We start from the raw sequence: 12014 nt of genomic DNA, 5'->3' as shown, positions 1-12014 counted from the left end.
TCACCTTCTGGATTCCATAATTATTTGTTTAATGGGTGCAAAGCTTTTGCGGTGGTGAGGTGTTATTCCAAACCTCTGGATCGCTTCTAGATGTTCTTTTGTTCCATAGCCCATATTTTTTTCAAATCCGTACGATGGGAAAAGCAAGCCAATTTCCTTCATGTAATTGTCTCTGACAACTTTAGCAACAATTGATGCAGCTGCGATCGAAACACTTTTGGCATCGCCTTTAATAATTGATTCGGACGGATATGGCGTATCGAGTTTTATAGCATCGATCAGTAAGCAATCTGGATGTGTATCCAAATTCGTTATTGCTTCAAGCATTGCTTTCTTAGCTGCTTCAGAAATATTGATGCGGTCGATTTCATCGGAGTCAACCATTCCGATTCCAATTACGGCCCCTGATGATGTGATCATCTCGTATAATTCTTCCCTTTTAGCTTTCGAAAGTTTTTTTGAATCATCAATGCCAGGCAAATAAAATTCAGGAGGGAGAATAACAGCTGCTGCCACTACCGGGCCTGCTAACGGGCCCCTTCCAGCTTCATCGATCCCTGCAATCTTTAAAAAGCCTTGTGAATAAAACTTTTCTTCATATTTCATCATTGCAAAAAACTTTTCTCTTAATTGCTTTTCTTGTTGCATCTGTTTTTTCCATTTTTTTAAAGCTTGTTGAACGCCTTTTCGATCATCGTTTTCAAGTCTGTTAATAAATTCAGCATCAAGCTGTTCAGTGAGAAGCTTTTTTTCAATTTCAGCGATCGTATATTTCCCCATGTCTGTTCTCCTTGAAAAAGCAATCATTTATTATATTATCGGATGGTTCCTAAAAAGAATAAAGACCTCTTTTATAGAGGCCTCTACTTTTTTTATGATCCTGATTCCTCGTTTGCCAGGTCTTTTGGCCTTTCAAATGTGAGAGGACCAAATTTTTCCGTCCGTACTTCTCTGACAACGAGCTCCGCTACTTTATCATAATCAACTTCGCCCCCGCCCATCAAGCATCCGCGGAGTTTTCCGATTTCGTTAAACAGATCTACTATTTTATCTGAAATGATTTCGAGTTGATAGCGCTCTTTCAGCCTGTCGGGATATTCCCTTTCAAGAAAACGCAAGGCATATACAGCAACATCCTGCAAGTTTAAGATTGTATCTTTTATTGCGCCTGTAAGTGCCAGTTTTAACCCGACTTCTTCGTCTTCAAACTTCGGCCAAAGAATTCCTGGAGTATCTAAAAGTTCAAGTTCCTTACCTACTTTGATCCATTGCTGGGCTTTCGTAACACCTGGAGTATTGCCTGTCTTCGCAATATTTTTCCGTGCAAGGCGATTAATCAACGTAGACTTTCCTGAATTTGGAATCCCGACAATCATCGCCCGGATTGCACGAGGTTTTACACCCTTCGCTTTCATCCGATCAAATTTTTCTTTTAAAATTTCTCTTGAAAGAGCAACAATTTCTTTCATGCCCGTTCCCGCCTGGGAATTGATGGCAAGAGCACGGATTCCGTTCATATTGAAATACTGAATCCATTCTTTTGTTTTTGATTGATCTGCCATATCCGACTTATTTAAAAGCAATAGTCTCGGTTTATGTTGGATAATTTCATCAATCATCGGATTTCGTGAAGAATATGGAATTCTTGCATCCACTAATTCAAAAATGATATCAACAAGTTTTAATTTTTCCGAGACTTCACGTCGAGCTTTGGCCATATGCCCCGGAAACCACTGAATAGTCAAACGCGCACCTCCCCTAAAACCTATTTCACGATGCGAATATGCTTAATCGGCCAATAAATAATAGAAGCTTTCCCAATCACTTTATCCATCGGAATCGTTCCAATGTGGCGGCTGTCCTTACTGAAACGTCTGTTATCACCCATAACAAACAGCTGTCCTTTCGGAACTGTTTCCCGTCCAATTTTTTCTTTAAGAGTAAATGGATCCGTTAGGGGCCCGTCTATCACTTGTTTCTTATATTCATCCAAATACGGTTCTTTATAAGCTTTTCCATTAATATACAACGTATCATTTTTATATTCGATCCGATCTCCCGGTAGACCGATCACTCTTTTTATGTAATCTTTATGTTCCGGTGCATGAAAAACAATAATATCAAATCGTTTAGGCTTGCCAATCTTATAACTCAGCTTATTGACAATCATCCTGTCATGGTCTTGAAGTGTCGGCATCATCGACAATCCATCAACAACGATTGGCGCAAATAAAAAGTAACGAATCACTGCTGCCAAAAGAACGGCGATGACTAGTGCCTTCGTCCATTCCCAAAACTCATTTTTGCTTTTCTTCATTTTCTTTCCCACCATTTCAACTTAAAAAATAGTATACATAGGTTATTTTACAACAGTTTTTTTAAATAAACACGATGGGTGCAATTTTTTAAATATCATTTTACAATTCAAAGTATTCATTTTTTAAAAATATTTCTGAAAAGGAGAAAAAGGAGCTTGCATCACAAGCCCCTTTTTCCTTTAATTTTCTAGCAGCAGCGCCAAGGCATTCGAGGCCACAAGCCAAATCACTCCAAAATCCAACGATTCTTTTGTGATTCGCCTTGAGCTTGTCGAGCCTTATCCAGGCGCTTCCACATTTCTTATTATCGAATTTCTTTAATACGAGCTTTTTTACCGCGAAGGTTACGCAAGTAGTAAAGCTTAGCACGGCGGACTTTACCGCGGCGTACTACTTCGATTTTCGCAATTTTTGGTGTGTGTAATGGGAATGTACGCTCTACTCCTACGCCGTAGGAAACTTTACGTACAGTGAAAGTTTCACTTATTCCACCACCACGACGCTTTATCACAACACCTTCAAACACCTGGATCCGTTCACGGGAACCCTCGATAACTTTTACGTGTACACGTACTGTATCTCCAGGGCGAAAATCCGGAATATCAGTGCGAAGTTGTTCTTTTGTGATTTCTTCGATTAATTTTTGCATCGTTTTCAACTCCTCCCACAGATGCTCTTGCATAACTAACTTATTCTGCAGCGGAACATCGTTCTAAAAGACATCAGGCTAACTCTTTTGCCCAGTCACAAAAGATATCATAACATATGACATATTGTGTTGCAATAGCTAGTTGTACTGTTTTTTTATTTCGTTAAGCCATTTTTCTTGTTTAGGAGATAGGCTGATTTTTTCTAATAAATCCGGTCGGCGCAAATAAGTTCTCCGTAAAGACTCTTTTTCTCTCCATTCTTCTATTAACCGATGGTTTCCTGACAGTAAAATATCAGGTACTTTCATGCCGCGAAACACAGCAGGCCTCGTATAATGGGGATGTTCAAGAAGTCCTGTTGAAAAGGAATCCCTTAAATGGGATTCTTCGCTTCCCAAAACACCGGGGAGAAGCCGGACAATACTGTCAATAACCACCATTGCTCCAAGCTCTCCTCCGGTTAAAACATAATCCCCGATTGAAATCTCATCTGTTACTAGATATTCGCGAATTCGTTCATCATAGCCTTCATAGTGGCCGCATATTAAAATCAAATGTTGTTCTTTTGCTAATTCCTCCGCTTTCCGCTGATCATAGCGCTCCCCTTGAGGACAGAGAAGAATCACCCTGGAAGCATTACCGCCATGCTTCTCCTTTAATGATTCAACTGCGTCAAAAATCGGCTGTGGCTTTAGAACCATGCCTGCTCCGCCGCCGTAAGGGTAATCATCGACCGTTTGATGTTTATTGTCAGCAAAATCACGGAAATTCACGATATTATATGATACTGCATTCTTGTCGGCAGCTTTTTTTAGTATGGAGTTTCCCAGCACCCCGCTGAACATTTCAGGAAAAAGGGTGAGAATATCAATTTTCATCATGACAATAATCCTTCCATCGGTTTAATCAGAACTATTTTTTCTTTTACGTCGACCTTTTTCACGACCTCATCAATATAAGGAATTAATATTTCTTTACCATCCTTATCTTTTACCACCCAAACATCGTTGGCTCCAGGAGTAAGAATCTCTTTAATCTTTCCAATTTCTTCACCGAATGTCGTATAAACAAGACAACCGATAATCTCATGAAAATAATATTCTCCTTCTTCCAAGGGCTTAAGCTGGCTTTCGGAAATTTTCAAAATGCCGCCCTTCATCTTTTCAACCTCTTGGATGCTTTCATATCCCTTGAAAGTTAATAAATCGAACGATTTATGAGTGCGATGGCTATTTACAACTAATTCTATCGGCTCTTTTGAATCCGGCATAAATAAATATAAAGTATTGCCGGGTTTATAACGTTCATCGGCAAAATCGGTTATGGAAATCACCCTGACTTCTCCTTTGATTCCGTGTGTATTGACGATTTTACCGACATTGAACCATTTACCCATTGAGTCGATCACCTCTCACGAATTTCTGCTACAATCCCATCTTTAATGATAATCGTCTTTCCATTTACCAGCTCGTCCCAACGGTCGCCTACATTCACATCAATAAGTGCTTGCACTTCTGTTTCCTTTAGTTCGCTTCCTAATGGCAGCATATGTAATTGTTCACATTGAAAATCCAACAGTTTTATTTTTTCCTGCCTCATTTGGATCTCTTTTTCAAAGTGTTTTCTTACATTTTCGGGCTGGAACTTTTTTGATTTCTCGAACTTTCGCAATTCAAAACGCAGCTGGTCTGTTTCTTTTTCAAGCTGCCGTTTTTTTGAACGATATTTTTCCAGCAACTCGTTTCGGCTGTTTTCGGTTAAAATTTGCTTCACCACAACAGTTTGGAGAATTTTCACTTTGGCGCCTCCTTATAACAATTTGTCCGCGCTGCTTAAAAAAGTTTCATTTTATTGAAAAAAAGGAGGGGTCACCCCTCCTTCTTTTTGAACTAGTTGCTAGTGATGATTATAAAGCTGCAACGCCTAATTTAGACGCGAAGCTCTTCCATCTATTCACTGATCTCTAGAAATATCTTCTTTTGTTGTGATGATCCTGCTGCATAGACAACAGTTCGAATCGCCTTTGCAACGCGCCCTTGCTTTCCGATTACTTTCCCCATGTCATTCTTGTTGACAGAAAGCTGATAGGTTACGCGATGATCCTCCTCAAGGACATCCACTTGAACATCTTCCGGAAAATCAACAAGGGGCTTAACAATTGTTTCAATTAATTCCTTCATTTCAACTGCAATTACTTGCTGTTTTTAGCGTTATGGAATTTTTCCATGATTCCTTGTTTAGAGAAAAGATTGCGAACTGTGTCTGATGGTTTTGCACCGTTTTGCAACCATTTAAGAGCCAATTCTTCATTGATTTCGATTTGAGCTGGCTCAGTAACAGGATTGTAAGTACCCACAGTTTCAATGAAACGACCGTCACGAGGAGAACGAGAATCAGCTACTACAATACGATAAAAAGGAGATTTTTTAGCTCCCATACGTTTTAAACGAATTTTTACTGCCATATTAAATAAGCACCTCCGAATAGTTTCACACAAGATATTATAATATCAAACAGAAATACATTTTGTAAAGGTTTTTTTCTTAACACACAACAAATACGAATGAAGCCAAGTTAAAAAGGATTAAACGGCAACTTGAAGCCGCCTTTTCTTTTTCCTTTTTGCTGCATTCCGGTCATTTGTTTCATCATTTTCTTCATTTCCTCAAATTGCTTCAACAGCCGGTTGACTTCCTGAATGGTCGTTCCGCTGCCTTTTGCAATCCGTTTCCGCCTGCTGGCGTTAATGATTTCCGGATGGATCTTTTCTTCCTTTGTCATTGATTTGATGATCGCCTCAACATGTGCGATCTGCTTTTCATCGATCGTTAAATTGTTTAGACCCTTAATCTTATTAGCACCTGGCATCATTTTCAGAAGCTCTTCAAGCGGCCCCATTTTTCGAACTTGGCCGAGCTGTTCAAGAAAATCATCAAGCGTAAATGAAGCTGTTCGAAACTTCTTTTCGAGTTCTTTTGCTTTTTCTTCATCAACGGTAGCTTGGGCTTTTTCAATTAATGTGAGCACATCGCCCATCCCTAGAATTCTTGAAGCCATTCTTTCCGGATGGAACGGCTCAAGAGCATCCATTTTTTCTCCTAAACCGACAAACTTAATGGGAGTTTGAGTAACAGCACGAATGGATAACGCAGCACCGCCCCGTGTATCTCCATCAAGCTTGGTTAAAACGACGCCCGTCAATCCGAGTTGTTCGTTAAAGCTCTGGGCTACGTTTACAGCATCTTGCCCTGTCATTGCATCGACAACGAGAAAAATTTCATCCGGTTTGGCAATTTCTTTCATTTCTTTTAATTCAGCCATTAATGCTTCGTCGACATGCAGACGGCCCGCAGTATCAATTAAAACATAGTCATGATGCTCTTCTTTTGCTTTCGCGATTGCCTGTCTTGCAATTTCCACAGGGCTCACTTGGTCACCGAGTGAAAAAACAGGTATATTCAGCTGTTTGCCCAAGGTCTCAAGCTGTTTTATCGCCGCAGGACGGTAAATATCAGCCGCAACGAGCATTGGCTTTCGGTTATATTTTTTCCGAAGCAAATTGGCCAATTTCCCTGTTGTCGTTGTTTTTCCTGCTCCTTGCAGTCCAACCATCATGATGACGGTGGGCGGGCGGTTTGAAACAGCTATTTTGCTTTGCTCTCCACCCATTAATTCGGTCAGTTCTTCTTTGACGACTTTTATGACTTGCTGGCCCGGTGTTAAGCTTTTCATTACTTCTTGGCCTACGGCGCGTTCACTGACCTTTTTCACAAATTCTTTGACGACTTTAAAGTTTACGTCTGCTTCTAAAAGGGCAAGACGAACTTCGCGCATCATTTCTTTTACATCCGCTTCGGTTACTTTTCCTTTTCCGCGGATCTTTTGAATTGTCTTTTGCAGTCGGTCGGCCAATCCTTCAAATGCCATTCATGCCGCCTCCTAATCTAATTTCTCAAGCTCGGAGATAAGATCCAAAAGAGCACGGTTAGACGAATGATCTTCATTTATCAGCTCTTTCATTTTGGAAATCAGTTTGCTTCGCTCTTGAAATTTTTGAAATAATAACAGCTTTTCCTCATACTCTTCGAGCATTGCTTCAGTCCTTTTGATGTTATCGTACACCGCCTGACGGCTAACATCATATTCTTCGGCAATCTCGCCGAGGGAGTAATCGTCCAAATAATATAAGGACATGTAACTGCGCTGCTTTGGAGTTAACAACGATTGATAAAAATCAAACAAATAATTTATCCGCGTTGTTTTTTCAAGCACCGCTCATCCCCCCTTGTTAAGTGAAAAGCCTTTACAAAAACAGTTTACACAGACCTCTGGATCATGTCAAGGAAATATCTTTACATCAACTTTTGTAAATTAGGATACTTCCCGAATTCAAACGGAATTTCCTATTATTAAACCGTTTCCTTATCAATGAGATTTGCAAATAAACCATAAACATATTTTTCTGCATCAAATACTTGAAGATCATCCATTTTTTCACCGAGGCCGACAAATTTTACCGGAATGTTCAGTTCGTTTCGAATCGCAAGGACTATTCCGCCTTTAGCTGTTCCATCAAGTTTTGTTAAGACAATTCCCGTAACATTTGTAGCCTCTTTGAAAGTTTTGGCCTGGATCATTGCATTTTGTCCTGTCGTAGCATCAACGACAAGCAGAACTTCATGCGGTGCTCCGGGAATTTCCCGTTCTATAACCCGCTTCACTTTTTCTAATTCCTTCATTAAGTTCACTTTATTTTGAAGCCTTCCTGCAGTGTCGCAAAGCAAAATATCAGCTTTTCGAGATTTTGCGGCTCGGATCGCATCATACATCACAGCAGCAGGATCTGAACCTGCTCCCTGTTTAATGACTTCAACACCGACACGCTCTCCCCAAACCTCAAGTTGTTCAATGGCACCGGCTCGGAAAGTGTCCCCTGCTGCCATTAATACTGTTTTTCCTTCCGATTTAAATTTATGGGCAAGCTTTCCAATCGTCGTTGTTTTTCCAACACCATTGACGCCAACAAAAAGAATCACAGTGAGGCCGTCTTCCTGAAGATTTAATTCAGAAGTTCCTTCTTCTTCACCTTTGTAAATATCGACAAGCTTTTCAGAGATGACTGCCTGCATTTCATTCGGGTCCTGAATGTTGCGGCGTTTTACTTCCATTTTTAATTCGTCAATTAATTCCATTACGGTATCAAAACCAACATCGGCTTGAATGAGAATTTCTTCAAGCTCCTCAAAAAACTCTTCATCTACTTTACGGTAGCGTGCAACAAGATCATTTACCTTTCCAGCAAAACTGTCCCGTGTCTTCGCTAATCCTTCTTTAAACTTCTCTGTAACACTGTCTGTTTGTTTCGTGATCTTTTCTTTTAATTTCTTGAAGAAACTCATTTCTTCACTTCCTTTTCTTCGTAATCAATTTCAGCAGTTAACTAGCTAATAAGGGATATCAAGATGTTTGTAGAAAATCGTTCGTTTCCGCAAGCCTTACGGAAACAAGCTTAGAAACTCCGGATTCCTGCATCGTTACACCATAGAGGACATCTGCACCTTCCATCGTGCCTTTTCTATGAGTTATCACAATAAATTGAGTTTCAGAGCTGTATCTTTTTAAATACTGGCTAAAACGGGTTACATTAGCTTCGTCAAGCGCAGCTTCCACTTCATCCAGTATGCAGAATGGAACAGGACGGACTTTAAGTATCGAAAAAAGCAAAGCGATGGCAGTCAACGCCCTTTCTCCGCCAGATAAAAGCCCGAGATTTTGCAATTTTTTCCCTGGCGGCTGGGCCACAATTTCAATTCCGGTATTTAACAGGTCATCCGGATCAGTTAATTTTAAATCGGCTCTTCCTCCACCGAATAAAGCTCTAAATACGGATTCAAAATGAGTGCGAATTCCATTAAAGGTCTGTTCAAAACGTTTTTTCATTTCTTCATCCATTTCATCGATGACCTGTAACAAAGTATCTTTCGCTTCCTGTAAGTCTCTCTTCTGTTCCGACAAAAATTCATAGCGTTCAGAAACCCTTTCATATTCTTCAATTGCACCAAGGTTCACGGTTCCCAATTCCTCTATTTCAAGCTTAAGAAGTTTTACTTTTTTTCGGGCTTCCTCAAGAGGTATTGTTAGAGGAAATTGTTCTTTAGCACCGTCAAAGGTGAGGAGATGCTCTTCCCGAAGATGGGCCAGTCTGTTTTCGAGCTCGACATCAATCCTGTTTAATTTTACTTCTTCATCTTTTAATACAACAACAAGGCCTCTGTGTTGACGTTTAAGTTCTTTTACTTCGATCTCCGCATCTTCCAACTCAGCCTGTAACTTCATTCGTTCTTCACGTCTTGAAGAGATGAGTTTCATTGTTTCATCTTTATCCTGCAATTTACGTTTTGCAGCTTCTTCCAGCTGAACTTCTCCAGAAGAACTGTCTGTCATCTCTGATGAAAGAAGCTCCAAGTCCTCTTGATAGGCTGCAAGCTTTTTTTCGGTTTCTGCTAAATCTGCGACAATTCTCTCAATCTTTTCTTTTGCATGACGGAGCTCTTGTTTTTTTGCAGCAAATTCAGCTTTAAGATCGGAGATTTCAGTTGCAATTGTCTCCTTTGAAACGATTTCATGATTTTTGCGTTCGGTCAATACAGAAATCTCTTTATCCAGATCAGAAATTGAAGAAACATACGAATCAAGCTTCATTAAAAGCTCTTTTTTTCTCGATAGCAGCTTTTCCAACTCTTCTTTATACTGAACCTTATCCATATCGTAAAGGGCCAGCCGTTCATTAATATTCTTTTCGGCCATTTCAACTTCACGCAGTTCAACCTTGTATGACTGTTCCTTAAAGCGGAGCGCCTCTCCTATTTTTCTCATATCTTCAAGCTTGTTTTCAAGTAGCTGAATGTCTTCTTTAAGGCGTTTCACATGAGATTCCAGTTTCTCTGTTTTTAGTTCCATCTCTGTTAACTTTGCCTTTAATTCTTCAAGTTCTCCTTTTCTGCTTAAAAGAGAATTTGTTTTTTGTTTAGCTGCACCTCCTGTCATCGAACCGCCAGGATTTACAATATCGCCTTCCAGCGTGACGATACGGTATCTATATTGTAATAACTTAGCCATTTCATTCGCGCTTTTTAAATCTTTCGCAATAACTACATGTCCTAAAAGATTTAAAATAATATTTTCATACTTGCTGTCATATTGGACTAAATTCGCTGCAACGCCCACAAAAGAAGGATGATTTTCAATAGCCTTCATTTGTGCAGAAGACAGCTGTTTTCCTTTAATGACATTTACCGGAAGGAACGTCGCTCTTCCATAAGAATTCTTTTTTAAAAATTGAATCGCCGCTCTCCCGCTTTGTTCCGAATCAACGACGATATGCTGCATTGCTCCTCCAAGAGCTGTTTCAATCGCAACCTCGTATTCCTTTGGAACGCGGATTAGTTCTGCTACAGCACCTATGATGCCTTGAAGTTTAGACTGGCGGGCTTTTAAAACTTCCTTGACACCTTGAAAAAACCCGGAATACTCTTCTTCCATTTCTTCTAACATATCTTTGCGGGATTTCGCTTGTTGCAAATATTGATATGCTTGATAAAGCGTCTTTTCCTGCTTTTGATAATTATTTTTTAGAGCCTCAAGTTTTTTTTGCTCTTCCATATAGAAATGGACATGATTTTCGAGCCTTTTTTTCGCATCGTTCAGAGAAGACATAACTTCCTTTTTTCTTTCTTGAATTTTCCTTCGTTCATCAAGAAATTTTTCATTCTCATTGTCTATTCTCTTATTTCTTGCATTTTGCTGTTCAAGCTGCTGCTCAATATAGAGAAGTTCGTTTTTGGCGCTAGCCTGTTCATTTAAGAGTTCAATGTAATCACTTTTTAACGATTCTATTTTTTCATCAATGTTTTCAGTAAATAATTTTAATTGCTCTTGTTTTTCAAGCAGTTTTTGTTCTAGCTGCTTTATTTCCTGCGAAAGTCTCGCAGCTGCAGTTTCTTGCTCTCTTTTTTGCTTTTTCAGAATTTCCAGCTTTGCGGTTAATTCTTCCATGTTTTTTTCAAGCTGTTCCTTGTTTTGTGAAGCATTTTTCTTTCTTTCTTTTAATACTTCTTTTCGCCCCTCCAATTTTTCAAGCTCTTCACTCGCATGAAGAAGAACAGTTTGCAGCTCACTGATTGATTCATCAATCGCAGCTATATGATCACGGATCTCTTCGATTTTTGCTTCTTTTACTTGAAGATCTGAAGACAGCTTTAGTTCATCTTTCTGATGTTGTTCCAGCTGTTTCGACAACTGTTCCCATTGTGCATGAAGATCTTCTATTTCATAAACGGTAAGCGCAATTTCAAATTTTTCTAGTTCTTCTTTTTTCTCCAAGTATTCTTTTGCAATGGAAGCCTGAATTTTTAAGGGCTCAATCTGGCTTTCAAGTTCATGCATTATGTCATTTACACGATTTAAGTTTTCCTGCGTTTCTGTTAACTTTGCTTCAGCCTTTTTCTTTCTTGATTTATATTTCAACACACCTGCAGCTTCTTCAAAAATCGTGCGTCTGTCTTCCGCCTTGCTGTTTAAAATTTCTTCGACCTTCCCCTGGCTAATAATGGAGAATGCTTCTCTGCCAAGCCCTGTATCCATAAATAAATCGATAATATCTTTTAAACGGCAAGCTTGTTTGTTAATAAAAAATTCACTTTCTCCGGAACGGTACACTCTTCTTGTTATACTGACTTCATTATATTCGATAGGCAAAAACTGGTCTTCGTTATCAAGTGTTAATGTAACCTCTGCAAAGTTTAGCGGTTTTCTGGAATCGCTGCCCGCAAATATAATATCTTCCATTTTTGCACCGCGGAGGGATTTTGCCGACTGTTCACCTAGCACCCAGCGAATGGCGTCCGTTATATTGCTTTTCCCGCTTCCGTTTGGTCCTACCACAGCTGTCACACCGGGAACGAAATCTACGGCTGTTCGTTCTGCAAACGACTTAAAGCCGACCACATCCAATCGCTTTAGAAACACTTCTTATCCCACCTAATCA

At 39.6% G+C, this 12014-nt stretch carries 13 protein-coding genes; all 13 read right to left on the bottom strand.

What is annotated here, in order from left to right:
* The 13 genes from BMMGA3_RS05865 to smc all read right to left on the bottom strand — a co-directional run bounded on the left by BMMGA3_RS05865 (position 1) and on the right by smc (position 11995).
* Positions 1-780, bottom strand: a complete 780-nt coding sequence (locus BMMGA3_RS05865) for a ribonuclease HII (protein WP_003349016.1) — start codon at positions 778-780, stop codon at positions 1-3.
* 92 nt (positions 781-872) lie between these two features.
* Positions 873-1745 carry a ribosome biogenesis GTPase YlqF gene (ylqF, locus tag BMMGA3_RS05860; RefSeq protein ID WP_003349012.1) on the bottom strand — a complete coding sequence of 291 codons (873 nt, stop codon included), beginning with the start codon at positions 1743-1745 and terminating at the stop codon, positions 873-875.
* Positions 1746-1765: 20 nt separating this feature from the next.
* Positions 1766-2317: a signal peptidase I gene (gene lepB, locus BMMGA3_RS05855; protein ID WP_003349010.1), complete on the bottom strand. Its 552-nt coding sequence runs from the start codon at positions 2315-2317 to the stop codon at positions 1766-1768.
* Positions 2318-2622: 305 nt separating this feature from the next.
* Positions 2623-2967: a 50S ribosomal protein L19 gene (gene rplS, locus BMMGA3_RS05850; RefSeq protein WP_003349007.1), complete on the bottom strand. Its 345-nt coding sequence runs from the start codon at positions 2965-2967 to the stop codon at positions 2623-2625.
* Positions 2968-3105: 138 nt separating this feature from the next.
* The gene (gene trmD / locus BMMGA3_RS05845) at positions 3106-3849 is read right to left on the bottom strand and encodes a tRNA (guanosine(37)-N1)-methyltransferase TrmD (protein ID WP_003349006.1); all 744 of its coding nucleotides are present in this window, start codon (positions 3847-3849) and stop codon (positions 3106-3108) included.
* Complete coding sequence (rimM, locus tag BMMGA3_RS05840) at positions 3846-4364, bottom strand: ribosome maturation factor RimM (RefSeq protein WP_003349005.1); 519 nt, start codon at positions 4362-4364, stop codon at positions 3846-3848. Before rimM ends, trmD begins: the two co-directional genes overlap by 4 nt.
* Before the next feature lie 8 nt (positions 4365-4372).
* Positions 4373-4765, bottom strand: a complete 393-nt coding sequence (locus tag BMMGA3_RS05835) for a YlqD family protein (RefSeq protein WP_003349004.1) — start codon at positions 4763-4765, stop codon at positions 4373-4375.
* Positions 4766-4917: 152 nt separating this feature from the next.
* Positions 4918-5148, bottom strand: coding sequence for a KH domain-containing protein (locus BMMGA3_RS05830; RefSeq protein WP_003349003.1), 231 nt, complete (start codon positions 5146-5148; stop codon positions 4918-4920).
* 11 nt (positions 5149-5159) lie between these two features.
* Positions 5160-5432: a 30S ribosomal protein S16 gene (gene rpsP, locus BMMGA3_RS05825; protein WP_003349002.1), complete on the bottom strand. Its 273-nt coding sequence runs from the start codon at positions 5430-5432 to the stop codon at positions 5160-5162.
* A gap of 110 nt (positions 5433-5542) precedes the next feature.
* A complete protein-coding gene (gene ffh, locus BMMGA3_RS05820) occupies positions 5543-6895 on the bottom strand; it encodes a signal recognition particle protein (protein WP_003349001.1) in 1353 nt (450 codons plus the stop codon).
* Between the two features lie 12 nt (positions 6896-6907).
* Positions 6908-7240, bottom strand: a complete 333-nt coding sequence (locus tag BMMGA3_RS05815) for a putative DNA-binding protein (protein WP_003348999.1) — start codon at positions 7238-7240, stop codon at positions 6908-6910.
* Between the two features lie 137 nt (positions 7241-7377).
* Complete coding sequence (ftsY, locus tag BMMGA3_RS05810; RefSeq protein WP_003348997.1) at positions 7378-8367, bottom strand: signal recognition particle-docking protein FtsY; 990 nt, start codon at positions 8365-8367, stop codon at positions 7378-7380.
* A gap of 58 nt (positions 8368-8425) precedes the next feature.
* Positions 8426-11995, bottom strand: coding sequence for a chromosome segregation protein SMC (gene smc, locus BMMGA3_RS05805; protein ID WP_003348995.1), 3570 nt, complete (start codon positions 11993-11995; stop codon positions 8426-8428).
* Between the last annotated feature and the right edge of the window lie 19 nt (positions 11996-12014).

The sequence above is a fragment of the Bacillus methanolicus MGA3 genome (assembly GCF_000724485.1).
GTDB classification, from domain to species: domain Bacteria; phylum Bacillota; class Bacilli; order Bacillales; family Cytobacillaceae; genus Bacillus_Z; species Bacillus_Z methanolicus_A.
The sequence above is the reverse complement of the archived record's forward strand: the minus strand, read 5'-3'. Positions and strand labels throughout refer to the sequence as shown.

Coding starts and splice junctions, on each gene's coding strand:
- ftsY (WP_003348997.1), bottom strand. CDS start 8,367: ATGAGTTTCTTCAAGAAATTAAAAGAAAAGATCACGAAACAAACAGAC.
- ffh (WP_003349001.1), bottom strand. CDS start 6,895: ATGGCATTTGAAGGATTGGCCGACCGACTGCAAAAGACAATTCAAAAG.
- rplS (WP_003349007.1), bottom strand. CDS start 2,967: ATGCAAAAATTAATCGAAGAAATCACAAAAGAACAACTTCGCACTGAT.
- BMMGA3_RS05865 (WP_003349016.1), bottom strand. CDS start 780: ATGGGGAAATATACGATCGCTGAAATTGAAAAAAAGCTTCTCACTGAA.
- rpsP (WP_003349002.1), bottom strand. CDS start 5,432: ATGGCAGTAAAAATTCGTTTAAAACGTATGGGAGCTAAAAAATCTCCT.
- lepB (WP_003349010.1), bottom strand. CDS start 2,317: ATGAAGAAAAGCAAAAATGAGTTTTGGGAATGGACGAAGGCACTAGTC.
- BMMGA3_RS05830 (WP_003349003.1), bottom strand. CDS start 5,148: ATGAAGGAATTAATTGAAACAATTGTTAAGCCCCTTGTTGATTTTCCG.
- trmD (WP_003349006.1), bottom strand. CDS start 3,849: ATGATGAAAATTGATATTCTCACCCTTTTTCCTGAAATGTTCAGCGGG.
- rimM (WP_003349005.1), bottom strand. CDS start 4,364: ATGGGTAAATGGTTCAATGTCGGTAAAATCGTCAATACACACGGAATC.